23 protein-coding genes are annotated in these 24,881 nt (G+C 44.8%); 7 read left to right on the forward strand and 16 right to left on the reverse strand.

Features of this window, described 5'->3' with window-relative positions:
* Positions 1-8 precede the first annotated feature (8 nt).
* Together HZ297_RS05155 and HZ297_RS05160 are read right to left on the reverse strand one after the other, a co-directional pair.
* On the reverse strand, positions 9-404 hold the full coding sequence (locus HZ297_RS05155) for a DUF2442 domain-containing protein (protein WP_178861932.1): 396 nt from the start codon (positions 402-404) through the stop codon (positions 9-11).
* A gap of 307 nt (positions 405-711) precedes the next feature.
* A complete protein-coding gene (locus tag HZ297_RS05160) occupies positions 712-957 on the reverse strand; it encodes a hypothetical protein (protein WP_178861933.1) in 246 nt (81 codons plus the stop codon).
* 226 nt (positions 958-1,183) lie between these two features.
* Between HZ297_RS05160 and HZ297_RS05165 the strand changes: the two genes are divergently transcribed.
* The 4 genes from HZ297_RS05165 (at position 1,184) to HZ297_RS05180 (ending at position 5,520) form a co-directional block, all read left to right on the forward strand.
* A complete protein-coding gene (locus tag HZ297_RS05165; RefSeq protein WP_178861934.1) occupies positions 1,184-1,441 on the forward strand; it encodes a hypothetical protein in 258 nt (85 codons plus the stop codon).
* Positions 1,442-1,602: 161 nt separating this feature from the next.
* The gene (locus HZ297_RS05170) at positions 1,603-2,538 is read left to right on the forward strand and encodes a phosphoribosyltransferase-like protein (RefSeq protein ID WP_178861935.1); all 936 of its coding nucleotides are present in this window, start codon (positions 1,603-1,605) and stop codon (positions 2,536-2,538) included.
* Positions 2,539-2,542: 4 nt separating this feature from the next.
* The gene (locus HZ297_RS05175) at positions 2,543-4,564 is read left to right on the forward strand and encodes an ORC-CDC6 family AAA ATPase (RefSeq protein WP_178861936.1); all 2,022 of its coding nucleotides are present in this window, start codon (positions 2,543-2,545) and stop codon (positions 4,562-4,564) included.
* Complete coding sequence (locus HZ297_RS05180) at positions 4,564-5,520, forward strand: hypothetical protein (protein ID WP_178861937.1); 957 nt, start codon at positions 4,564-4,566, stop codon at positions 5,518-5,520. The genes HZ297_RS05175 and HZ297_RS05180 overlap by 1 nt, the downstream gene beginning before the upstream one ends.
* Here HZ297_RS05180 and HZ297_RS05185 read toward each other — a convergent pair whose 3' ends face one another.
* Positions 5,521-6,723, reverse strand: a complete 1,203-nt coding sequence (locus HZ297_RS05185; protein ID WP_178861938.1) for an N-6 DNA methylase — start codon at positions 6,721-6,723, stop codon at positions 5,521-5,523. It lies immediately after the preceding gene.
* Between the two features lie 99 nt (positions 6,724-6,822).
* Here HZ297_RS05185 and HZ297_RS05190 point away from each other — a divergent pair, with 99 nt between their 5' ends.
* Positions 6,823-7,209 (forward strand): hypothetical protein, encoded by a 387-nt coding sequence (locus HZ297_RS05190; RefSeq protein WP_178861939.1) that lies wholly within the window; start codon positions 6,823-6,825, stop codon positions 7,207-7,209.
* An 18-nt stretch (positions 7,210-7,227) separates the two neighbouring features.
* On the opposite strand, the gene HZ297_RS05195 is transcribed toward HZ297_RS05190, so the two are convergent.
* The 5 genes from HZ297_RS05195 to HZ297_RS05215 are packed head-to-tail and all read right to left on the reverse strand — an operon-like array spanning position 7,228 to position 12,652.
* Positions 7,228-8,481: a TniQ family protein gene (locus tag HZ297_RS05195; RefSeq protein ID WP_178862047.1), complete on the reverse strand. Its 1,254-nt coding sequence runs from the start codon at positions 8,479-8,481 to the stop codon at positions 7,228-7,230.
* Positions 8,412-9,323, reverse strand: a complete 912-nt coding sequence (locus HZ297_RS05200) for a TniB family NTP-binding protein (RefSeq protein ID WP_178861940.1) — start codon at positions 9,321-9,323, stop codon at positions 8,412-8,414. Before HZ297_RS05200 ends, HZ297_RS05195 begins: the two co-directional genes overlap by 70 nt.
* Positions 9,323-11,254 carry a TnsB C-terminal domain-containing protein gene (locus HZ297_RS05205; protein WP_178861941.1) on the reverse strand — a complete coding sequence of 644 codons (1,932 nt, stop codon included), beginning with the start codon at positions 11,252-11,254 and terminating at the stop codon, positions 9,323-9,325. Before HZ297_RS05205 ends, HZ297_RS05200 begins: the two co-directional genes overlap by 1 nt.
* 13 nt (positions 11,255-11,267) lie before the next feature.
* A complete protein-coding gene (locus tag HZ297_RS05210; protein ID WP_178861942.1) occupies positions 11,268-11,999 on the reverse strand; it encodes an endonuclease in 732 nt (243 codons plus the stop codon).
* An 11-nt stretch (positions 12,000-12,010) separates the two neighbouring features.
* Complete coding sequence (locus HZ297_RS05215) at positions 12,011-12,652, reverse strand: TnsA endonuclease C-terminal domain-containing protein (RefSeq protein ID WP_178861943.1); 642 nt, start codon at positions 12,650-12,652, stop codon at positions 12,011-12,013.
* 141 nt (positions 12,653-12,793) lie between these two features.
* On the opposite strand from HZ297_RS05215, the gene HZ297_RS05220 reads away from it, so the two are divergent.
* Both HZ297_RS05220 and HZ297_RS05225 read left to right on the forward strand, forming a co-directional pair.
* Complete coding sequence (locus HZ297_RS05220; protein ID WP_178861944.1) at positions 12,794-13,270, forward strand: magnesium chelatase subunit ChlI family protein; 477 nt, start codon at positions 12,794-12,796, stop codon at positions 13,268-13,270.
* Positions 13,270-13,956: an urease accessory protein UreH domain-containing protein gene (locus HZ297_RS05225; protein ID WP_178861945.1), complete on the forward strand. Its 687-nt coding sequence runs from the start codon at positions 13,270-13,272 to the stop codon at positions 13,954-13,956. Before HZ297_RS05220 ends, HZ297_RS05225 begins: the two co-directional genes overlap by 1 nt.
* 55 nt (positions 13,957-14,011) lie before the next feature.
* Here the strand turns inward: HZ297_RS05225 and HZ297_RS05230 are convergent, their stop codons facing one another.
* The 8 genes from HZ297_RS05230 to HZ297_RS05265 all read right to left on the reverse strand — a co-directional run bounded on the left by HZ297_RS05230 (position 14,012) and on the right by HZ297_RS05265 (position 24,809).
* The gene (locus HZ297_RS05230; protein WP_178861946.1) at positions 14,012-15,373 is read right to left on the reverse strand and encodes a TolC family outer membrane protein; all 1,362 of its coding nucleotides are present in this window, start codon (positions 15,371-15,373) and stop codon (positions 14,012-14,014) included.
* A gap of 54 nt (positions 15,374-15,427) precedes the next feature.
* Positions 15,428-16,033 (reverse strand): response regulator transcription factor, encoded by a 606-nt coding sequence (locus HZ297_RS05235; RefSeq protein WP_178861947.1) that lies wholly within the window; start codon positions 16,031-16,033, stop codon positions 15,428-15,430.
* 88 nt (positions 16,034-16,121) lie between these two features.
* Entirely contained in the window at positions 16,122-17,414 is a 1,293-nt protein-coding gene (locus HZ297_RS05240) for an HlyD family type I secretion periplasmic adaptor subunit (RefSeq protein ID WP_178861948.1), read from the reverse strand.
* Between the two features lie 71 nt (positions 17,415-17,485).
* Positions 17,486-19,681 carry a type I secretion system permease/ATPase gene (locus HZ297_RS05245; protein WP_178861949.1) on the reverse strand — a complete coding sequence of 732 codons (2,196 nt, stop codon included), beginning with the start codon at positions 19,679-19,681 and terminating at the stop codon, positions 17,486-17,488.
* 121 nt (positions 19,682-19,802) lie between these two features.
* Positions 19,803-21,737 (reverse strand): EAL domain-containing protein, encoded by a 1,935-nt coding sequence (locus HZ297_RS05250; RefSeq protein WP_178861950.1) that lies wholly within the window; start codon positions 21,735-21,737, stop codon positions 19,803-19,805.
* Positions 21,738-21,773: 36 nt separating this feature from the next.
* On the reverse strand, positions 21,774-22,457 hold the full coding sequence (locus tag HZ297_RS05255; protein WP_178861951.1) for a transglutaminase-like cysteine peptidase: 684 nt from the start codon (positions 22,455-22,457) through the stop codon (positions 21,774-21,776).
* Positions 22,458-22,483: 26 nt separating this feature from the next.
* Complete coding sequence (locus HZ297_RS05260) at positions 22,484-23,425, reverse strand: OmpA family protein (RefSeq protein WP_178861952.1); 942 nt, start codon at positions 23,423-23,425, stop codon at positions 22,484-22,486.
* A 175-nt stretch (positions 23,426-23,600) separates the two neighbouring features.
* Positions 23,601-24,809 (reverse strand): iron-containing alcohol dehydrogenase, encoded by a 1,209-nt coding sequence (locus HZ297_RS05265; protein WP_246261637.1) that lies wholly within the window; start codon positions 24,807-24,809, stop codon positions 23,601-23,603.
* Positions 24,810-24,881 lie beyond the last annotated feature (72 nt).

The raw sequence follows: 24,881 nt of genomic DNA on the forward strand, positions 1-24,881 counted from the left end.
GATCTATTCTAAGTTAATACAATGTTGCCGTTTTGCTGAATTTCATCATGGATTTTGTCCGGATCAAAGAAGATTTCTCCTGGCCAAGCAAGCCACCCCTCTGCGATTTGAACCGAATTGAAAATTTCTTTATCGTTCCCCTTAAGTTTAAAAAGAATACCATCTAAAAAAGATTCTTCAAATTCAACAAAGCCAGAAACACCATCATTAAAAAGTACGAAAAGAGCTCGGCTTCCTCTGACTTCCACGTTAGTAATCTGATTTACAGATGTATTGTTGGCGTGTTCTTGTCGTAGCCCTTGGATTTTTTTGAGGAGTGCAGACCTTTTTTTGGCCTCAGGAGTATCGGTGACTTTATTGAAGCCTTTTGAGATCAAATTTTGTAATTCATTGGGTGGGAGCATTCTTGTTCAATCCGTTTAAGGGTGTCCACGGTTCCCAAAATCCTACGGCAATTAGGATCATGATTAAACTGCTTAAGTTTTCCATGTATCGTCAATCCCGTAAAGTTTCAAATAAGCAAACAGATCTTTTACATGTCCGTTTTTTTTCGGCTTTCGTAATTGTCAATGGCTTTGCCCAAGACATATACCGAAAGCAGCATGAGACCAACTGTTGTGCTGATAGCCCAAAATAACATGTTAGACTCCACTGCGATTAATCCCAAATGAACTTTAACTTTACCACATGCAAGCCAAACCGGAGTTAATGTTATCTATTTTTGTCTGATTGAGACAAAACAGAACCGGCTAGAGATTTAGTTTCTTCACTATACTTTGGGCTGGTCAGTACCTTGGAGGCTTTCTGCTCCATTTCCTTTCCGGTGGCCTTTCCTGTCTTATATTGAGCTAGAGCGGAGCCAGCGAGTTCTTTTTGAATTTTAGATGATTTAGGGTCGGATAAGACCTTTGCGGCATCTGAGGCTTTGGATTTTGATGTTTGTTTCGAATTTGCCATGAGATTCTCCTTGTGGGATTGTGGCTTTGATAAATAATCGATTTTATCGATTAGCTTTATTTATAGCGCTTCATAAGAAACTATTCAACCGTTAAAAAAAGGAGCTTTCAAATCTTTTTGGTCTTTTCGAGAAATAACGGATTTATGTTAGTATCTATACTTAATTTTTCAAGAGGTATATAGTGTGGCTCGATACCGTAGAAGACGAAGTGATGCGGCTCAGATAATGAGTGATTCAATTGCGATAGCCAAAAGGTTGCATTGGAAGAATGCATTCATATTTGGAGCGGTTGCTTTCGCTATTTTGTATTTTGTGGTCCCTTGGATGCTTCCTGAACCGCAAGCTAGTAGTGCAGCCTTACAGCCAATGATGGATAGAGCTATGCATAGAGGACAATGGGTTTTTGAAAAGCTCGGAATAGGAATTTTGATCGTGTGCTGGTTCTTTGGAGCTGTGGGGTATGTTAAAGAGCGATGGCAGTGATAGGCGTAGCAAAATTGACTTTGCCATTATATTAGTAAGGGGGGGATGCTGAGATTTTCCGGTGTGTTTGGAAAAAAGGCATTAAGAAAATATAAGTGATGTGTGAGATGTTCAACCAAAATATCCGTTACTGTATCAGTATATATTTTATGGGATAAATTATGGCCTTCAAAGTTCCTCCAGGACAAGAATATTTTTTTGAAAATGTTAGATCAAAAGTAGATGCTTTAATTGATTATAAGGTCTGGCCTGAGCTAAAGAAAACACAGTTAAGGGCATGGTTGAATAACTTTTCAACTGATTGTGAAGAGTATTTCGCAGCCCATTTGCTTGATGCGCTTCTCTATAGAAGCAATAGAATGATTGAGTCCAGCTTTTTTGAAATTGCACATCAAATTATTCCCCGAGAGATTGAAAAGACAAGTAATAGCAACCTTATAAATTGCTATCGAAATATTCTCGGAAAGAAAAAATGCGGGAATAAAATTAAGTTTTGCACAGTTCCAAAATTAAATGCCGGTGCTAGTGGGGAGAGTATTTTAAGGAGTTTTTTTAGGGCAACGGGAATTGATGATAAGTTAGGTGTTCGATCAGATAAAATCTCTAGTGTTTTAGAAAAGGCGGAGGTTCTGATTTTTATAGATGATATTTCAGGGACAGGAAAGCAATTTAAGGATTATTTAAATAATCCCTTGGAAAAAAATGGAAAGCCTCTTATAGAGTTGTTGCAGAATAAAATTGTGATTTTTTCACCGCTTATTGCTCATCAAGAGGCCTTAAAAAATATTGGCGGTGAGTTTTTACACCAAGATGTGTTTGTGAAGCCAGTTGAAACTATTTCTGAAAAGGATTCGTTTTTTTATAGCGCGGATGGTTTTTTCAGGGGTGATGGTTATAACAGTGTTTGTGATGCAAAAACGTTTTATGAGGATTTTCTAGTAAAGAAAGGATTTCAGATTAAAAATGAGAATAAGTACGGTCGACTAGGTCAGGCTCTTACATGTGTTTTTAACAACTTCTCATGTCCAAATAATACATTGCCAATTTATTATCATGACAACGGCTCTGCCGATTGGAAACCATTATTCAAAAGGTAAAAAAATGGAAATGCTCAAGAATGCATTTACTAAAAACAGGGCGGAATACTATCCAGATGATGTTTATGGTCGATTTGTTATCCCGCCCTTTTTGAGCAAGTTTCCTATTATGGAAAATCAAGAGTCATGGAGAATTATAGGTCCACGCGGAACAGGAAAAACAATGTTTTTAAAGTACCTATGTCACGATACAGCCTTTTCGCAAAAGAGGCAGGATATCAGTATAGAGTCCATTAGAAATATTGGTATTTATTGGAGACCAGATATCCAATTGTGTGAGTTGATAACTGAGGATTGGCTTGGTAAAAATTGGAAATCAGCGTTCTTACATTATTTAACTTTGATCATTTTAGAGGAAGTGCATAGTTCCTTGTCTAATCTTTCAAACTCAAAACTGGGGTTTGGAATGCGGGATATCTTGAGTCAACCAATACCAAGTCATATTTCCAAGGTGGCTTTGGACTGTATTGAACGCATTGATGATTTGAAAGCTTTTTGTGAACAAAAAAAGTTTGAGTTTTCGATTTGGTTAAACAATCCCTTTGCTGCAAATCCACCTGTTTTTCTTAATCCAAAACCGCTTATACCAATGTTTGTTGGTTATATTGCTTCTCTTGAATCTGCTCTAGAGAGCATTGCCTATATGGTTTTTGTAGATGAATATGAGAATCTAAAGTCAGAGCAACAAATGTTGATTAATGACTTTGTTAAGCATAGTGAAACTAGACTCAAATTCAGCTTTGCGATGAAAAAATATTCAGAGGTGAATTACAAAACAAGCGGCTCGGAAAACATTGTAGAAACCCATGATTATCATACCCTTGATTTAGATAATGAAATGACAGAGTCCTTTTTTAAATTGATAGCAGCGGAGTTTGTGGCCTATAGATTGTCCGAGGTGGGTGCGATTTCCAATGACTTTGGCTTTAACAATAATTCGTTGCTAACCGAAGAGCAGCAGCTTCCTTTACGACTAGAAAATGAGCGTGTGGATAAGCTCATTGGTGTCGCAATGTCAGTTTTTCCTTCCCAAACAACTAAGGATATTTGCATAGAGATTCTGAGTGAGGGGCCTCTTAAGAGAAGATTGGTAAAAATTGTTGAATCTGGATTGAAATTACATGGAAAAGACAGTAATTATTCTGCAGATGATTTTTTGGACATTTCCTTTCCTGATGCATCTGTTGTCCTTGCTGCAATTTTGAATAGAAAAGGTCAAAATGTTGAGAGCATCAAAAAATATTTCGATGATTGGAAAGTAACGCAGGGTAAAGATAATCCTATTAGAGGTTGGATAGATAATAATTTACATGGGTGCATCTTTCTAATTTATAAAGGGTTGCCAAAACGGATATCTCCATTGTATGCAGGGTTTGATCGCTTTTGCACTTTGGCTCGAAAAAATATGCGCCACTTTCAAGATCTTTGTCATGAGTCCTTGATGGAGTATTTAACTTCAGACGAAGTTAAAGATGGCTCAAGGGACTTGGTAATATCAGCCGAATGTCAGGCTAAAGCGGCTAAAAGAGTTAGTGAAAAGAATATTTTTGACATTGTGCCAACATTTGGTGTCAACGGAGAAAAGTTAAAAGCGTTGGTGCTTAGATTGGGGCAGATATTTGAGATTGCAGGGGCTCGTTACTCTCAAAGTGAACCCGAGATTAACCATTTTTCAATTGAATCATCTTCTAGTTTAGGTTTGAATCGAGAAGTTAATGATCTGATAGAAAGCGCAAAGGTTTGGTCGGTTTTATTTAGAGAAAGAAAAACAAAGGTGAAGTCAGCATGTAATTTAGTGGATTATGATTACGTTCTTAATCCTATCTTTGCGCCTCATTTTGGAATTAGTTATCGAAAAATTAGAAAAATCGATTTGGCGACACATGATGTTGATACGTTGTTTTCTGGAACTGAAGATGATTTTAGCAAGCTGATAAGGAGGTATAGAGATAAATGGAAGAATGAAGTTGACTTAGTCGCGCCTGAAGCAGAAAGACTGGCTGGTACTCAAGAGCGGTTGTTTTAATGGAGTTCCGTGTCAATAAAAAATTCAATCATTTATCTGAGCTTCTTCTAAGTGATTATGACGTTATCGTTGTGGGTAATCGCATCATAGATGAAAGATCTAAGTTAATACACGATTCCATTAAGGTGTGTTCATCGCAAGTTGTTGAGGTTTTTTATAATTTTCAGACTTTTTCTATGTCTGTGAATGGGGTGTTTGTAAAGCTTCATGAGTTGGATACTTTCCTACAGCAGTTCAAACACAGAAATATTTTAATTGAGGTAACGACGCTAGATTTTTCTGAAATTTTACTGATCGTAAAAGGTTTATATAAAATTGTTCGTAGGCTGAGCTTTTCTTACGTTGAACCTGAGGGGTATCGTAGAGTTACTTCTGCGTTATTGTCTGAACATAAATTTGAATTAAGTAATAGCTTTTCGAAGATTTCTCCTATCCCTCCGTTTTCTCCATTGATGGACGGAAAGTCAATTTCTGGACATTTGATTTCCTTTGTTGGGTATGAACACAGTAGACTTGGAAGGATTTTAAGTGAAGATGAAAACTCAACAATTAAGAAATTTTCGATGGTTTTTGCAGTTCCAGCATTCAATCCAGGGTGGGAGTCTCATTCAATTTTTCAGCATGCTAATTATCTGGAAGACAGAATGTATGATGAATCGTATTTCATTGCCGCGACTTCTCCATTTTCAATATTCAACTTTTTAAAGGAAGAAATTGAACCGTCACTTACTCCAAATCAGATTTTGCAAATAGCACCTTACAGTACTAAGCCAGTTTCAGTTGGGGTCGTTTTATATTCAGTCAATAGGTTGTTTGATGCTGCCAACAAGAACGGTGGGGCGCCGATGGACAAGGCCAAAAACTCTGTGTCAATCAAGTACGACTTTCCTAATAAATCTCAAAACAGCACCTATGGCGTTGGAGCGGTGCATTTATATGAAGTAGATTTGGGCTGATTAGGGTCTTGGCTTGCCTATAATTGGCATCCTAAAAATATCATTTAAGGTTAGCAATTTTGTGCAAGAACCCTTAGCATGAACTTCTCTCCATAGCATTCCTAAATCACTTGAGAGTGATTCAAAAATCACTTTAGAGTGTTTTCCAGGAGCCTCTATTCTTAAAACCGAGTCAGTTAAAACGGCATTTCCCCTTTTGACAAGGGCTTGTTGAGACCAGCACTTTCTTCCTACGCGAGGAATTAAAATGTCGTATTTTTGTGCAATGTGAACAGGGTTGTATTTTGTCTTTAGCTGAATGCTTCCATTTAAAGCTATCTTTTCGTTTTTCATTTCTTTAAATGATGAAGTGTGAAAATACACATCGCCTTCCTGTTCCAATTCTAATTTGGTTTTGATGCCCCTTGTTATGGTATGGGTTATTTCGCCAATTGTTAGGTATTTCTTTTGCAGTTGTTTAAACGCACCAATGTGCTGAAGATAGTTATAGTCCATTCTTAATAGACATTCTTTTTTGTCCATGATAATGGTGTCTGTAATATCGCCGTTTATGCCAATGCGCCCGATGGTGACATGTTTATCTACAGTATCCGATTTAATGCCTGTAATAATGTAAGTGGTTACTTCTGCGCCATCAAAATAGTTTGAAGAAATTTCATACACCGACATTTCCTTCATTTTATTTAGAAGAGCTTTTCTCATAAACCCTAATTTTTCACTTGAAATTACTGACTTTGGAAGGATTAGTGAAATTATTCCACCATTTTTGGTGGACTCCAAATATTTGGCCACAAAGGCGGTTTCCGCACGAATAGTGGAGCCCCTAATTATAGGATTAGAGTCATAGTTCCGGTGTATTAGGTCAATCAGCTCGTCTGTAGCGATGGTTTTGATGTATGGGGGATTGCCTACGGCCATGTCATAATGATTTTTATGAAAATCATGTTTCAGGCTGTCGATACAAACAGATTTCCAACTGGGATGGTCGCGTTTTATTTGATTGATATTTTCTTTATCTATATCGAAGGCATGTACTTCGCTAAGAGGCCATGCCTTTTGTATGGGCTCAAGTAATGAGCCATTTCCACAAGCGATATCTACGATTTTATTTGGAGCAGAAGCTGCTAGTCTGGATGTGAGTCGAGCTATTAAGTCACTGATGTTCTCAGGCGTGTAAAACTGTCCTAAATTTGATTTTTTCATAATTAAGGGTGGGGCTCCGTGACTATTAAGTATGATTTTATCAAAAATGTGTGTATAATTCAAACTATTATTACGATTTAATCATAGTGTTTTTTATTTATGAGAGTGGAAATAGAACAAGAAACTTTAGAAGGAATTTGTGTACGATTTTTAGATTTGGCTCGCAATCATCTTGGATTGAGTTTGAGTCAATTGTCAGCAAAATTGGAGTATACCAATCCATCCACTTTGACAAAGGTTAATAAACACAAAGGTTTTATTGGGCCAGACAAATTAAAAAAATTTGGTGAATTGAAAAATGGTAAAGGACAGCGGCCAAATATCGATTACATCATAACTGGGAAGGAGCCTATGTTTATCAATGATCTTGATGGTAGTGAGAATACTGATCTATTGCATTGTGAGGCAGAAAAAGTTTCAAAAGAGCTAATTGAAAAGCTGGGCGTTGAGAAAGTTAAAAAATTATTGGAGGTAATTGTTGTATGACATGCGATTTTTTCTGGATTAAGTAATTAAATCGTTGTTGTTTGTATTTTCGTCGAGATTTTCCTCCTCTGTAATCTGTGTAGAACTGGAGAAATAGTGGTTAAGATATCTTGATATTTGATTGGGCTTAATTGTTTGTCCGAGTTTTCTTTCAAGGTATATGATTATGTTGTTCTTCTCTTCTCCATGTACTGAGTATTTGGGGTGTTGGAGATGGAAAAACAAGGCATCTATAACCCAAAATGGAAATTCAAGGTAAGGCGTTTTAATCAAATGTGATGTAAGCCTGTTCATCTTGCAAGCATCCACAAAAGTATCTGGCCAGTCCCGTAGCAAGTAATAAATCATAATCAGAGCGGTGCGCCGCAAGCCAATCTCCAGCCTTTCCGGTTCAACGTTATGCCCAATTAGTTCACGGTGGTAGACCTGGTGTAACTCAAGTTTATTTCTTAAGTGCAGGAACAGTTTTTCTCCTTTGGGGCTGCATACCAAAAATGAAATTAATCTCCGGATGCCCTCAAAGTACAGGTTTGAATAATTGAAGTCGAGATTCCCGGCATTTCCGTACCCTAGAGATGACTGCGTAAAATTGATTCGATTGATTTCATATTCATCTGGTAAGGCAGGAGCATATTCTGTTCGTCTCAGATCAAATCCACATTTTGAGCAATGTGCAATGTCTTCAGGATGGTAAAGTGCCCGTTTGGTTGGCTTTTGTGGTCTTTTGATATTGATTGGATTGCGGCATGATGGGCAACGGTCACGAAGTTGGTTCTGGTGAAAAGGGCAACAAGTCATGAATCCAAGCCGCCAGTGTCGCCGAAAATAAGGCCTGTCGCCGTCTTCTATTAAGCAAAATGGACAGTATTGCAGTCCATAGTTCTTGTGGCTAGTACGAACGCCCAATGGCATGACCCATTTAACTTGAGGTGTTTGTTCTGTCTGGTTGTAGATGTAATCGCAGTTGTAATAAAAGCATGATCGTTTTATCAGATCCTCATCGACCATGCACTTCATGCTAAGTTTATTGAGCGTTTCGGCATTGAGGTAAACATCCCAGTCACTTTTCCAGGCATCGGAGTTCTGTGTGCATATCGTCGCAAATGCTGAGGGCTTCATCCCGAAAGTCAGGGCGTTTCGGGCAAACCAAGATGTGACCAGTTCATCATGGAATGGAGGAAAGCAATAATATCGGTCAGTATTTATCTCAATTTCTTTAATGCCTCTTTGCGTTGAGAAGGTGGAGATAGGTTTACGTTTGCAAAAACCGATTCATCAATGCACGGCAAATCGTGTTTGATCGCATAACGCGCTAATGTCCGAATCACTCCAACGACCTCTCCCAGAAGTCCGTCGCTTAAAAAATGGATGCGTTCGACAAAAGGCATTTTGTACAGATAGGATGGCTCAGGTAACGGCAGCATGCTTTCTACTGTCAAAACCAGTTGTGCAAATGCTCTCCTGCTTTCCCTGTTATCAAACTGCCATTGTTCTAATACCTCGACAGGAAATCGGTTTGATAGTTGATCATTGATTTGAAGGGCATGGAAAGCGTCTTCTACGCCTGCCGCTACAATGGGTATTTGGAGATTATTGCCCATGTCTTTAATGGTATCGAGGAACACTGTTTGGCTGACATAAGATCCCGCAATCGCATGCTGTATTTCGTCGATTATGAGCATTTTTGTGTTGCGGGCAATCATCGTTCGAATCGCCTTTTCATAAAGCGTGCTCGTGCTGTCATTTTTTGCATGAGGTATCATTAGTTCGCGTAGCACTCTCATGAAGAAAGCTTTATCATCCGGTTTTGGTGGTGCAGAGATCATGACGATAGGAAAATTGATTTCAGACGTTTCCTCGTCTACCTCAACAGGGAATTTCTTAGACCACTGGCTGAGGAGTTTAGATTTGCCGGAGTTACTCCGACCGGCTATCAGTAAATTGGGCATTCTCTCTGTTTTGGGATAAAGCATAAGATCATCGAGTCGATCCATGATTTCTTTGGCGCGAGGGTACTCAATCCATTTGTCAGTGTTCACATACTTGATTCGCTCTTCTTTAGAGGCCGATAACAAGTCAAAAGCCTTATCTGTTAGATGGTCGTATTTGTTCATTATTCGCTAGCCTTAAAGGGTTGCAGATCATCAAATTCATCATCATTTGGGGTGTCGATACTTGGATTGAATACAGAGTTTGGTTGCGGTGTTTTAAGTAAACGATTGGCCTGGCTTGGGATTGAATCTTGTTTTCGAACCACTTCCTTTTGCCGTTGAAGTCTTGCGTGCTTCGTATCTTTTTGAGCTTTCTCGACGATGTATTTCATGCGCATGCGGGCTTCAAAGATTGCATCCTCATCTACAGGTTCGTGCGGGTTAAATTCAGCCGCCTTTTTCTTCAATGCCTTGAGTTCCCAAAGCGAAATAGCAGGATGGCTGGTGTTGTTATAAGGTATCGCAATGTAGGAGTTCATGTCGGGATCATAAAAGAACACCTTACTCATATCGCGGGGGTCATAATGCACATAAAACTTTCGAGTCGCTTTTGTGGTGTTATCTTGCTGCTTAATCCACTTTCGTAATACGTCATGCTTATAGGTTATGCCCTTCATCTTAATGCCGTATTTCTGGACGGTTTTTTCTTCATACGGCAAAAACTCGATTTTCAAGCGCATGGGATCATCGATTTTGGGTGGTAGGCCACGACCAGGCAACTTGTCGTTCCCCAGTATTCCCATTTCATATTTGGCGATAGGTGGCATACCGATTTCAGAATGTACTTCTTGATGATAAACATTGACAATAAACTCGGTAAACCAGGTTTCCAGTTCTTTCAATGTCATCGCAGCATGCTGTTCAGACTTATATTCCCCCCGATCCTCATGCTTTGATTTGGTTGTTCCAGGTAATGAGTGTATGCCACCGCTATTGAAAGATTTAAAGGCGCGTTCGATATATGGGCCATATCTCGGCGTTCCCGCTGGTCGTTTCATAACCGTGATATTTCGTGATTCACAAGCTCTCAAGAACGCCTTACTGAAAAACTCAGCGCCTTGGTCTGTGTGGACGACATCAGGAATTCCAAATACCGGGTAGTCCCCGGGTACTTCATGTTCCAACATCCAGGATTTTTTATCCAATATTGCATGCGTCAAACAACAACCAGCCAGTAGAGCGCTAGGTTTCTCCAATGTAATAAAGAATCCAACCACCACGCGACTAAAAGAGTCGATAGCCAATGTTACGGTCGGCCTACCAATTTCCATTCTGTTTTCGTCATCAACTACAATTACATCCAAAGGGGTATGATCAAGTTGGACAATTTGAAGTGGTTTAAGCGTTTTCGGAAACTTTCCTTTGATTGGACGAAACTGTTCTCTGCCTTTTTTTCCAAGTCGTTGGGTTGCGATTGCCGATGTTGGTATCTTCTTTATCCGGTTTCTAAGCGTATTGATGTGTGGGCATTCGATAACTTCATCAATGCCGTTTTCTCTGTTTTGTTTGTTCAACGCCATGATCTTATATTTCATGTCGCGGTAAACGTCGGTGACTTTGGGTTGTTTGATATTCAGGTACTCTTTAATCGCCTCCTGAACAAATCGTTCTGTTTGGTCTTCGAGTCTAGGCGTATCCTTGCGTTGTTTGCGAAGGAATGTTGTCAGATTTAAAGAGTCATCTTGGAACCTTTTCAGTAAACGGTATGCTGAGGACTCAGAGAGGTTAAGCTTATCAGCCACTTCCTGTAACTTCTGACGACGGAGGGAGGCATTCCCTTTAATTTGTAGTACCTCTGAGAATAATGCCGCTTTGTTTTGAAGTTTTAGCCAGTCATCATCTTTGATTTCCATGAGGGAATCAGAGGCAATTATTTCTACGGGATCGGTAGAGTCCGCAGGAGAGGAAGTTAATTCGGAAATGTTAAATTTCTTAGTCGCACCGGTTGCTGCGCTGCGGGCAAGAACGTGCTCTAAATCAATGATATTTACAATGTGGTAGCGAGCATTGCCGTTGAAAACTTCCGATCCTATATTCAGGTTTACTTCACTCATCGAGACCTTCCGTTCATTTGTTTTCTACGTATGGATTGCCGTGGCCTTGGATTTTGATAATGCGTTTATTCAAAGACCTCTCTTCGTCTGAAACTGGGTCTTCCTGATCCCATTGTTTAAATAGCTCCAGTTGGCGTTTAGCGTAATTAACGCCATAGGTGTCACGCATATAAAACGCAATGCGAGCAATGTCACCTCTAATTGAAGTATCCGGAATTACTATACGACTGGTGATAACCATCGTCTTACCATTGCCGCGATAAGTCTTTTTGTTGTCTCCGGAAAGACTCTCTGCAAATGGTTTGTTCGATCGTTGGCCATTGATTGCACCTACTGCTACACGCAGGTTCACTAGGTCATTATGGGCCTGGCTATAGTTGGTATCGTTTTCCTGACAATATTCTCTTGGAGAGGCCTTATTTTGTTTTGCATCCAGATAGCATTTTCTATCGGTACCGTTTTGCTTGTAGAACCAGGAGGCTGGAATAACGTGTTCGGCTTCGACTCGTAAAGCACGTTTATGTTCTTTTGTCGGGAAGCTGTTCTCCAGACCGCAGCTTGCAAGATCAACCTTCTTCTTATTCCAAGAGCATCCTGTATAAAAGGTTGCACCCTGATTATCAAACACCCCTTTATAGAGATTGTTTTTAGCCTGAGTAAAGGACGTTGCAATCTGGCCTGCGGTCGTGAGGGTTGAGGAAATCATTAGGGCGGTGAACAATGCCGAGGGTAAGTAGCGATTCATGATTGGTTCCATTAAGTCTCTATCCATAGCAGACTTTGCATATTGAGGGGTTGGCTTAAGTCGATTTTGATTTGGTTGTTTGAAACCAAGGACCAGATGGTATTTAAGAATTCAGCTTGGACGAGTCTGCTATTAGATAGCTTGTTTAGTAGAGTCTTGACCGGGATATTGTTTTGTTGGGATAGCTCGTTAAATATCAGGTCGGGGTGTTCGGCTTCAAAATCCCTATGGCGGTACGGTAGGAGGAACTTTGCATTCTCCAGATAGGTTGTGTCGATTTCCTTCTCTGTCCAGATTTTAAAATAGGTGTTTGGTTCGGATTTCAACTCATGGATGGCCGCTTTGAATTTAGGCTTTAGCTCATCCCAGTTCTCTCTTAGATAGGAGCGGTACTTCACCTCGACATAGAGTTTTAAGCCATTTTTGTATTGGACAAAAATGTCGGGGGTATAATGACGGTGTTTACCATTGAAGAAGTAGTTGAATCTTCGGGGTTGAGCGTGGAATGTCTCAATATCGTGTGAGTATTCACACAATACTAAGGCTCCGTATTCGATACCAGATTCAAAATTGGTGTAGCCTTCGGTTTTCTTACTTGCAAGTTTGCCTGTAATGTTCCGGTAGCTTCGGGGAATTATTCTCGCTGGTTTCATAAGGTACCCTCAACGAAAATTGATTTTGGCAAATAAATTACTCACTATGGCAAACTTTACTACGTTTAATTGTAGAAATTTAGCTATTTAACATGTATTTGAAGTCGATATTCTTAAATTATGTTGTATAAAATCGCCGAAATGCCATCAAAATTATTATTTAATTTTGTAGATGACAGTTGCAGGGATACACCCGATCAGATCAGCCGTTACCTGCGCAAAATTTCAGGCCCTTTGCTGGACCGTATTGATTTGCATCTGGAAATCCCCCCTGTGGATATTCAGGCTTTGCAGCGTGAGCCGTCGCATAGAGGCGAGAGTAGTGTGCAGGTACGCGGGCGCGTCGCGCGGATGCATGCTCTACAGTTTGCGCGCCAAGGTTGTTTGAATGGCGAATTGTCGCCATCGCAGTTGCAGCAGTTGGTAGTGCTCGATGCCACAGGTAAGGTTTTGTTAAGCAGGGCATCTGAAAAAATGGGAATTTCCGCACGCAGTTATCATCGTATTTTACGCGTTGCCAGAACCTTGGCGGATATGGCGGGTGAGGATGCGGTTAAGGTGGAACATTTGGCGGAGGCAATCGGCTACCGCGGGTTTGATCGTCAGGGATTGGTTTAGTGGATTCAATTTATGTAAGCGCTTTGCTGGTCGGTATTTTAGGCGGCGTGCATTGTTTGGGGATGTGTGGCGGTGTTGTCGGGGCTTTAACATTTGGGTTGGATCCCCGGGTTCAACGTAACCGTATGTCTATGCTGATCTATCAGGCGGCTTATAATGCCGGGCGTATTTCCAGCTATGTGATGATTGGCGCGGTATTTGGTTGGCTCGGCAGTACGCTTGCTTCCCTGGCGGTTTTTCTACCGGCTCAGCAAGTATTGCAGGGCATTGCCGGCACGTTTATGATCGCGCTGGGTCTTTATCTTGCCGGTTGGTGGCACGGGATTGTAGCGATTGAAAAGCTTGGACAGGGCGTTTGGGGACGTGTTCAGCCCTATGCCAACCGTCTGACTCCCGTTAAAAACCTGCCTCAGGCGTGGTTGTACGGCGCAGTTTGGGGATGGTTGCCCTGTGGATTGGTGTATAGCATGCTGATTATGGCGTTGAGCGCCGGCGGATTGATAGAGGGCGCGGGTGTCATGTTGGCGTTTGGTTTGGGGACATTGCCAAATCTGATGTTAATGGGCGTGTTCGCCTTTTATTTCACGCGTCTGGCTAGGACGGTTTGGATAAGAAAAGCGGCAGGGTTGAGCGTGATTGTGATGGGGGTGTGGCAGATCTATCTGGCGTTGAGTGTTAAGGTATGATTTGAATAAAAAAAGGGGCTTGAGCCCCTTTTTTATTATCTGCGCATTACGGTTATTAGTAGTTCGAGTAATCACCTTCAACCTTGACCATATCAAGGTTGATGTTCATGTTTTCCAAGAGTGTACCCATGCCGTTAAGAATGCGGTAAGTAGCCATGTTATAGTCGGACTGACTGTTGACCAGCGTGCGTTGAGCGCTGATGTATTCGTCTTCGGTGTTCAACAGATCCAACAGCGTTCGGCGCCCAAGACTGAACTGCTTGCGGTAGCCCAGCAAGGTATCGTAAGTCAGTTTAATGTGGGACTGAATGTAGTTCATCTGTTCGCCGACGTATTGACGAGCCCCCCAGGCATAACGCACGTTCTCGATAGCCTGACGACGGCTGTTGTTGCGGATTTCAACCGCCTCGTGCATGGCGCTCGCTGTGCGCGCGCGTTCCGCCTTGTCTTTGCCGCCGTTGTAGAGGTTGTAACGCAATCTCAGCATGGCCTGGAAGTCTTCATTGCGTCCTTCAATGCCCGCCAGGTTATGATCATAGGTCTTTTCCACCTCTAAATTAATGGTGGGGTAATAGCCTTTGGCAGAGGCATCATACTGGGCTTGCGCTTCGGCAATGTTGGCATTGGCCGAACGGATGGTCGGGTGATTCAACAATGCCAGATTAACCGCCTCTTCCGCATCTTTTGGCAGTTCTGCTTTAAAGTCGGGAGCCACCAGTTCACTGTCGGGAAAGCGTCCCAAAACACGTTGAAAACGTGCCAGTACGTCAGAGTAGTTGTTGCGCGATGCCATTAGATTGGACTGTGCCAAAGCCAAACGCGCCTGTGCCTGATCCACTTCCACCTGATTGCCGATACCGGCATCACGACGCTGGACAATCTGGTCCATGATTTTTTGATGGGTGTTGACGTTTTCTTCCGCCAAACGCAGCAGCTCTTTTTCTTTCATCAGGTTCAGATAGGCTTCTGTCATATCCAAAGCAATCTGGTTGGCTTTGGAATAAACATTGTAGGCAGCCGCATCTAACCGCGCTTTCTGGCGTTTGATTTCGTTTTCGGTACCAAAACCTTCAAACAGGTTTTGCGTCAGACGAATCGCGGATTCGGTGCGTGTCAGTGCGTTATCGCCGGTCGTGTCGGTGGTGACTGTTCCCTGATTATCGGTATAGACCTCTTCATGACCGATACCGGCGCTTAAGTCAATACGCGGATACCAGCTACCCTTGGCTCCATCCAATTCCGCTTCGATAGCGCGGTAAGCTTTGATTTGCTGGCGGAGTTCAGGGTTATGCATAATGGCATCTTCAACGGTCTGTTGCAGTTCAATAGCATAAGCGGGGGTTGCGAGGGTGGAAAGCGGAATCAGTAGAGAGCCTAAGCAGGCGGCATAACTCCGTTTGATGTTAAAGGTTTTCATGTCCTGCTCCTTTTCAGATGGGATCTGAAATGTGTGGTTTATATGCCTTTGTGTTTAATCATGCCACTTTTGAATTTTGAGTGCCAGGCTTAAACGGTCTTTTACATCCAGTTTTTGAAAAATATGCTGCAAGTGCGCCTTGACCGTGCGTTCGGCAATCTCCAACGCCTCTGCAATCTCTTTGTTACTCTTGCCTTCCATGACCAATGCGGTGACTTCGATTTCGCGGTCAGTCAACGCCAGTTTCCAGCTGTCACTACTGATGGACGGCGGCGTGAGCGAGTGAATGAAAGCCTGCATAATATTCTGTCCGAGCCAAATATGGCCAAGACCGATGGTCTTGATGGCTTGCTTGATGCGCTCGGAACTGGCAAAGGTGTTGAGATAACCCTTAATGCCGAGTTTAAAGCCGTTTACGCTCTCTTCCAGCGAAGGTTGATTGCTGAAGAGCAGGATGTCCATTCCTGAATGCGCTAATTTTTCAATCAATTCATCGGTTACATCATGCTTACGATGCAAAAGCAGCAGCTTGCCAACCAGGGTTTCGGGGTGGGAAGCAAGACTTTCCAAATCGTAAATGATTTTGGGTGTTGTCTCACAGGCATTTAGCCAGAGCTTTAAGGCTTGTGGATCCTGTGCATAGATAAGTATAGAGGTCATGGCTAAATTCTAAAACCTTGATGAAGTCAGGAGTTAATTTAAATCAATAATAGCAAATATAAGTTTAAATCCGTTTTTTTTCGTACCCTTAGGATTCGCGTAAAGCCAGTTCTTTTGCCTTGATAATCGGTTTAAGAATGTAGTCGAGCACGGTGTGCTTGCCGACAACGATATCCACACTTGCAGTCATCCCCGGCAATAAATCCAGCGGATGAGCCTCGCTGCCTAAATGATTTTTGTCCGTTTGAATGCGCGCGATATAAAAACTGTTGCCTTCATTATCTGTGATGGTGTCGGCAGAAATCTGTTTAACCGTTCCTTCCAGGCCGCCGTAAATGGCGAAGTCGTAAGCAGTAAACTTCACCTTCGCCTTTAGTCCAGGATAGATAAAGCCGATATCGGCGGGAAGAATTTTCGTCTCCAGAACCAAGGTGTCGTCATCCGGTACGATTTCGATAATGTCGCTTCCCGGCTGCACAACGCCGCCGACGGTGTTGATCAGCAGTTGCTTGATTGTGCCATGCACAGGGGATTTAATGGCGGTGCGGCGAACACGGTCTTCAAGCGCGGTATTGGACTGTTCGATTTGGCTAATCTCGGCAAGGACGTCGTTTAATTCCTTGCGGGCATCGTTCATAAACTCTTCCTTGGCTTGTGTACGTTTACTGTCCGCTTCGGAAATCATCGACTTGAGTTTTGGAATGGAGTTTTGCACGGTTTTAAGTCGGGTTAAGGCGTCGTTTTCTTCGCGTTGGGTTTTAAGCAGATCGACTTCTGAGGCAATTCCCTGTTTGACTAATGGTTGCATCATGGTGATTTCGCGCGTGAGCAGCTTGTGCGAACGCGTGAGTTGCACCTCTTGGGAATACGCTTCCTGGAGTTCCAGTTTTTGCTGCTCAATCTGTGCGCTCAAGATCGCTACGGTCGTTTCGAGCTGTTTTTGTCTGGATTGATAGAGTTCATATTCCCGTTCATAGAGACCACTCATAACCGTGTCATCCGATTTTTCGGGAAGCTTGAACTCGGTATTGTTTGCTTCGGCTTTAAGACGTTCTGAGCGGGCTTTGAGCTGCATACCGCGGATTTTGCTTTCGCCGAAGGTGCTGGCAAACTGGGTGTTGTCCAGTTTTATGAGAATGTCGCCCTTGCGCACCTTGTCGCCGGGGTGTACGAAGATCTCTTCGATAATCCCGCCTTCAAGGTTTTGTACCACCTGAATTTGTGAAGAGGGGACGACCTTGCCTTCCCCGCGCACGATTTTGTCGAGTTCGGCAAAGTTGGCCCATACCAGCAGCCAAATAATGACAAGCAAAATAACCCATACGACCATTTGTGAGGCACGTGTGGGTTTTTCCAGGGTGGCCTGGCTGAGGCTTGACATGAAGATCAAGTCCTCTTGATGAATATGGTTGGAGCCTTTTATCGGAGTCTGTTTGTTTTCTGACATAGTGGTTAATGGCTTTTATTAATACGTCCAGTTTTAAGGGCTTCGAGTACGGCTTGTTTCTCGCCGTCAGCAATCAGCTTGCCGCTATCCATCACCATGAGGCGTTCTGTCAGTTGCAGTAAGCTCATTTTGTGGGTGACGACAATAGTGGTGTGTTTCAGGGTGCCGCTTTTGAGGCGGTCGATCATCATCTGTTCGGTTTTCGCATCCAATGAGTTGGTCGGTTCATCAAAGAGATAGATGGCGGCTTCCAATAATAGGGCGCGCGCCACCCCGATGCTTTGACGCTGTCCTCCCGACAGGGATCGGCCACCCTCTTCGATTTTCATGCTGTAGCCGGAAGGGTGCTGTCTGACAAAGTCGTCCACACCCGCCAAACGCGCCGCTTTCAAAATGCGGTCGTCTTCCACATAGGGGGCGCGATAGGCGATGTTTTCACGCACATCACCGCTAAAAAGAGTGACCTCTTGCGGAACGTAGTTGATGTTGCGGCGTAATTCGGCCGGATCGAGCTGGGTGATGTCGATTCCATCAATCAGGATGGTGCCTTCGGTGGGGCGGTAAAAACCCAGGATGAGTTTTTCAATGGTGGTTTTACCCGACCCGATACGGCCGATAATACCGACCTTTTCACCGGGATTGATTTTGAAGCTGACGTGACTTAACGCCGGTCTTGTTTCGTTAGGGTAGGTGAAAGAGACGTCGACAAACTCAATACTGCCCTCAAAATGCGGATGCTGAATGAAGTGTTTGCTGTCGGGGCGTTCAATCTCCTTGCGCATCAGTTCGTTCAGCGAGTTGAGCGCAGTTTTGGTCTGCTGATAGGACGAGGTCAGGCTGGCGAATTGTCCCATAGGGCCGATTGCCCGTTGGCTGATCATGACCGTGGCGATAAGCGCCCCCATGGTCATATTGCCTTCCTTGATCATATAGACGCCGGCAAGCACGACCACAACCGTGCTCATTTGCTGCATGAATCCGGTCATGCGCCCCAAAGAACTTTGCAGCATTTTTGAGCGGATGCTGGCGCGGGCGATCTCGCCGACCGCCTGCTCCCATTTCCATTGGGAATGGGCTTCAACCCCCAGTGCCTTGATGGTTTCAATCGCGGTCAGCGTTTCGATCAGTACCGCATTTTTTTGGCTGCTTGCTTCATAAGTCGCTTCTATGCTGCGTTTGATCGGGTCTTTGAGGAGGATGCTGTAGAGCAGAATCAATAGAATGATCGTGATGGGAACCAGAACGATGGCACCGGCGATATAAAAGATGACTAACAGGAAAATGATGACAAACGGCAGATCCACCAACGAGGCGATGGTGCCGGAGGTAAAGAAGTTGCGGATGCTGTCGAATTCGCGAAGATTGTTGGCAAAAGCACCGATGCTGCCGCCGCGGTTGGCCATCGTCAATCCGAGGGTTTGCTCGAAGAGTTTGGAGGACATCAAAACGTCACTTTTTTTGCCGGCAACCTCTAAAAAATAGGAGCGCAGGAATTTCAGAATGATGTCAAACATATACACCACACTGACACCGATCGCCAACACCCACAAGGATTCCACCGCATTGTTGGGCACGATGCGGTCATACACGTTCATCACAAACAGCGGATTGGCGAGGATAAAAATATTGATTACAACCGAGGCAACCAGTACGTCGCGATACACGGCTTTAGAAGACCAGAGCGTGCTCCAGAACCAATGGCCTTGTTTGAAGCCGATCAGATTTTCTTTGGTGTTTTCCAGAAAGACTTTTTGGGTGAGGTAAACCACATAGCCGGCGTAATCTTCATTCAGCTTTTCCAGCGATACAATGTTTGCGCCGCTGTCGCTCTCCGGGAAAATAATTTTGGCCTGTTGTTTTTCAAAGTCGAGCTCCTGTAGCAGACAGGCCTGGTCGTTTTTAAGCAGCAGAATGCAAGGTAAGACCAGATTGGAGATCTCGCCCAAGGTTTTTGCTTTAAAAGAGGCGCTTAAACCGGCGCGTTGTGCGGCACGCTGGAAAATGTCCGGGGTGATGATGCCTGAGGGAATCGGCAGGCCGGCTGTCAAGGAGTGCTTTGAAATGGGATTGCGGTTTAGTTTGCTATAAAGTACCAGACAGTCCAGAAGAGCGCTTTTAATGCCGTCATAGAGCGGAGAGGCGGTCTCTTTGATGGCTGGCTCGGTTGCGGTGGACTCTGTCGTTGTTACTGTGTCCGTCATTTACAGAAAATTCCTGATTTAAATAGTGGTTTAAGCTGCTAGCACTTTAACGAATATTTTGGCCGGGTTCAAATTCATTAGGTATTTATTATGCGTTTATAGTCATTTTTTATGATTCTGTTCACAGCGGGGCCGGCGCGCCAAAATGATAGCCCTGGTAAAGCGTGACTCCCAGCGCGTTAAAGGCGTCTATCTGTGCCTGATTTTCAACCGACATTGCCACGACTTTAATATCCAGGCTGACGGCCATTTCACACAGACTGCTGACATAGGAGCGGGTCTGTTCATCCTGTTCTATGGCCTTGGTGAAGGCGGTATCCAGTTTGACATAATCCGGTTTGAGATCCTGCAGATAACGCATATTGGCAAAATGGCTGCCAAAATGATCTATGCCGATAGCGGCGCCATTAGCCTGTAGCTGGTGAATGAATTGCCAGGCAGATTTGGAACCGCCGATGATGAGCGGTTCGGCAATCTCGAAGGCCAGTTTGTGTTTGTACTGCGGATTGGTGGTGAGTTTTTCCAACAGCCAGTGCTGCAAAGATTCGTTCACCGTCATGGTGCGCGTTAAATTGATTGCCAAGCGCTCGGTCTGGCGATGGTGATCAAGATAGTCCAGAGCCAATCGAACCACCAGTTGGTCGATTTCCGCCAATTTACCGGTTTGTTCAACCGCCGGCATAAAATAGCCGGCGGAGTGCAGGGTGCCGTTTTCGTCCTTAAGGCGGATAAGGACCTCTTTATCATTCACTTTGCCGTTGTGGTGGTAACTCGACTGTCCAAACAAAATAAACCGGCTTTGCTGGATGGCGTTGTCAATCAACTCTCTCCACGCATTGGTTTGACTGTTAATTTCTTCTTCCAGGCTGTAATAGTAAGGCTGGCCATCTTCCGTATCCGCTTGTTGAATGGCATAGTCCAACGCGCTGAGTAGCTTGGCACGAGTCTGCCCGGGGTGATAGTCCATATAGGCAATGCTGGCACGCGTGGGGGTGTCGCTAGCACCCAGCTGGGCCAGAAACTCGGGAATTTGTCTGCTTAACTGCTGCAGGCTGCCTTTGATTTTTTCGTGAGAGACGCGCGGGCAGATGGCGACGATTTCTGTACCGTTCAAGCGCGCAAGCAGGGTGTTGGGGTAGGCGAGTTGAATCTGCAGGCTATCGGCGATATTTTTCACAAACTGATCACCGATCAGATAACCATAGCGATCATTCAGCTCTTTCAGTTCGGCGATGCGTACAAGTGTGATAATGCCCGGACTGGTATCTTCTTTGGGGTCCAGCAGACTGTCGACCATCATCTCGAAGTGTCTGCGGTTGCTGAGTCCGGTTACGCTATCCTGATAGGCCAGTTTTTGCAATTTCTCGGCTGTCTTGGCATCGCGTTCAAACACTTCCTTCATTTTCTGAACCATCACGTTCATGGCATTGACGACGCGCTTGAATTCAGTGGTAGAAGGCAGTTTGGATTGCACCAGGTATTCTTTTTTTACAATGGCTTGAGCCTGTTTTTCCATCTCCTTGAGCGGCTTGAGCATCCATTTCAGGGCTGATACGACGATTAGAATCGCGGCAAGGGCGGCGATGCCGAACCACACCAACAGATTGATGAAAGCCTGCCATAATTCAATATAGGCATAACCGGCATGGCTGGTTACGCTAAGAGTGCCGATGGGCATCCAGCCCGACTGCACCACGGCGCCGGCGGTAGGAGTCTGCAGGTTCAGTGCATGAATAAACCAGCTTGGCACCGCCTCCATCTCTTTGGGATTGATCTTCTGGTAGAGCACCTTGTCGTCCATATCCGTCAGGGTGATATTCGAGTAGTAGCCTCGGTCAAACACGGCGTTAATCATGGTTTCCATGGTGGAGATGTCGTCCGGATCGGCATTGCTGCTCAACGAAAGTCCCAGAGACGTCGCCGTATCCTGTGCATGGGAGCTGAGTTGATCCTGCAAAAAGTTTTTAGTGTTGTTAAGGTTGAGCGCAAAGGTGCCTATCAGCAAGATCAAAAGCATGGATGCAATAAAGATCATCATCTGTTTGTTGAGGCTCATGCCGGTTTTCCTTTATGTTTAACGCCCTGCAGAGGGCTAGTCGTTACGGATCTTTTGTAACAGGTTGTTCCATTTCGTCAGTTTTTGTGTGCCGCCGGAAACCTCTTTTCCTTTGCCACGCTGTTTAGCAAGCCACAGGCCATCACCGTTAAAACTGTATACCGGCACCAGGTCGTTGCGTTGCGTCGCAGGTAAGATGCGTTTGTTGATATTGTCGAGTACCAGCGGGATGGATTTAGGCGTTTCAAAATAGGTCAGTACCATATGTGCCTGCTTCAGACGAATGGCTTTGACGTACGTCAGATACAGTTTGTGTTCGGCAATGCCGAGTGCCTTTAAGGTGAAATATTTGGCGATGGCAAAGTCTTCGCAATCGCCGGCATCGGTGCCAAGGAATTCGACGGGGGTGGCCCAGTAGTCTTTTTGCTTCCAGTGGAGAATGTCGTCTACAAATTGCGCCTGGTTAAAAAAGTCGTTGACCGCTTCCAGTTTTTGCGCTTCGGGTTTGTGGAGATTTTCGTCGACGAGAGTTTGCCACGCGTGAAAGCGTCTTTCGGCCAGCATGCCGTATTTTTGGGTAGCCTTGGCCAGTTGGGCTTGTGTCATCACCTGCGGCGTGTTTTCAATATCCGCACTCAGCAGCCCGGCAACAAGCCCTAAAACAACGGCTGTAAACAATCTAGCCCAAGAGGCCATGATGACCTCTTGGGCTAGTAACATTTAAGCGTAATGTAGCCACAGTCGAGTTAACGTCTGATCTCCATAAAGGATTCGGGCAGGCGAACCGCAGAATCTTCAGGCAATTGTTCAGTCGGGACAATTTTCAGTTCGATGCGACGGTTGGTCTGTCTGCCTTCTTTGGTTGCATTGTCGGCAATCGGCGCGCTTTCACCTTTGCCCAGAATGCGGATCTGCTCATCCTTGAAGTTCAATGCTTTCAGCAGGAACTCTTTGGCGCTGTCGGCGCGTTGCCATGACAGTTTCAAGTTGTGCGCATCGGTGCCGCTGCTGTCGGTGTGCCCGGTAATCAGCAAGGTTTCGGTGCTCTTCAACTCTTTCAGGCGGCTGGCGTTTTGATCGAGAATAGTTGCTTGATCGTCACGGATGACGGAAGAGTCCACGTCAAATTCGATATTGCTCAATACCAGTATTTCAGGCGGACAGCCGTATTTATTGACCTTGACACCGCGCGGGGTGTCCGGGCATTTGTCCTGTTCATTGAAGACGCCGTCACGGTCGGTGTCGCGATCCAGCGGGCAGCCGCGTTCATCCACTTCCACGCCTTTAGGGGTGTTGGGACATTCGTCGCGTGAATCCGGCACGCCGTCTCCATCCGAATCGGGTTCACACCCGAAGGCGTTAACGATCGCGCCTTTAGGGGTGCCGGGGCACAAATCATCTTGGTTGTAGACGCCGTCACCGTCGGAATCGAGTCCACAGCCGAAGGCATCCACACTGCTGCCCAGTTTGCTGTTCTGACAATGGTCTTGACTGTCTACCACACCGTCTTGGTCAAGATCGTTGTAATAATCCTTTAACTTTGCAATGTCGTCTTTGTAGAGTTGCTGGATGGCATAAGGTTGTTCTTTTTCTGCATTCTCTTCTGTGGCGCTACAGCCTCCAACCCCCAAGGAGCCGGTGAGTAGCATAATGAGTCCGGTTGTAGCCGGATTGCGGATAATGTTCATGATGCGACCTCCTCAGAGTTAGAGCCTCGAATGGATGGCATTGTCCGGCAACCTCCATGCAGACAGTATTGTCTGACAATCCGTAAAATGCCTACTGAATAATATCTTAACCCTATTCTAACCAAGTTTGTTTGCCCTTCTAAAATAAAACTCCTTTATGGTTGATAGAAATCAACTATAAGCATTTTAATATAGCCTCATAAAGCTGCTGATCGCTGAGCGTAACCGGATTGCCGAGCATGCTGCCGCTGCGACAACTTTGGATGACGTTATCAAGATTGTCGGCTTGCAGGCCGTATTGCCCCAAACCTTGAGGGGTATAGCGGTTGGCAAAATCTTCCAGTGACGCAATGAGCGCGGCTAAGGCATTGTCCGGTGTGCTGTTTGGATTCAGTAGCTGGCCGATTTGAATATATTTTTGCAGAGTCTGCTGTGCCTGTGGCGTGCCTTGTTGCTGCAGGGTGGCGATATTGGCCTGGGTGATCGGCGCCAGCAGTTTGGCGCAGACAATGCCGTGCGGCGCTTCAAAGAAGGCGCCGATTGGGCCGGCCAAACCATGCACCGCGCCCAAACCGGCATTGGCGAGCGTGGTGCCCGAAAGCGTGGCGGCCAGCATAAGCCTTCCGTAAGCGTCCTGACGGGTAGTTTCATCGTCGCTGTCGATGGCCGCAAACGCACCTTTGAACAAGGTTATGCCTTGCCAGGCCAAGGCATCGGTAATCGGACTGGGTTTGAGGGTAACGTAGGATTCGAGCAACTGGGTAAAGGCGTCCATGCCGGTGGCGTACAGAACGTCGCGCGGGCAACTTTGCAGCAGTTCCGGGTCAAGCCAGGCTTCTTTGGCCAACAGTTTATTGTCGCGGAAAGATTTCTTGAACTCTCCCAAGCGTGACAATACCGCATTTTTGGTGGTTTCCGAACCCGTGCCGGCGGTGGTCGGTACGGCAATAAACGGGCAGGTGGCCACATTAAACGGTTTGCCGGCACCGACCCCTTCGAGATAGTCCATCACCGAGGTTTGCGACGGAATCAAGCCGGCAATCGCCTTGGCGGCATCCAGCACGCTGCCGCCGCCGAGGCCGATGACCACTTCCGTATCCGGGTTGCATTGGCCGACAATGGTGTCAACCAAGTCAGGAGAAGGCTCGCCGGACACAGTGAAATGCTCGACATGGCGATTGGTCTGTTTCAAGGCATCACGCAGTTCGGCGCCGAATTGCCCGGGTTGCGCCAGAAAACGGCCGGTAATCAGTACGATGCGACCTTGGTAATGCTTTTGCAGGTGAGAAATCAGCTGGTGACGGATGCCCCAGCCGAAATGCAGGTGCGGCATGGGGGCGAATTGAAATGGCGTATTCGACATCATCGACAGTGGTGGCGTCATTGCAAACTCCTGATTTTTGTATTAACCACGAAGGGCACGAAGCACACGAAGGCGTGAAAACAGTATCTCTAG

The sequence above is a fragment of the Thiomicrorhabdus cannonii genome, assembly GCF_013391695.1.
In the GTDB taxonomy this organism is placed as follows: domain Bacteria; phylum Pseudomonadota; class Gammaproteobacteria; order Thiomicrospirales; family Thiomicrospiraceae; genus Thiomicrorhabdus; species Thiomicrorhabdus cannonii.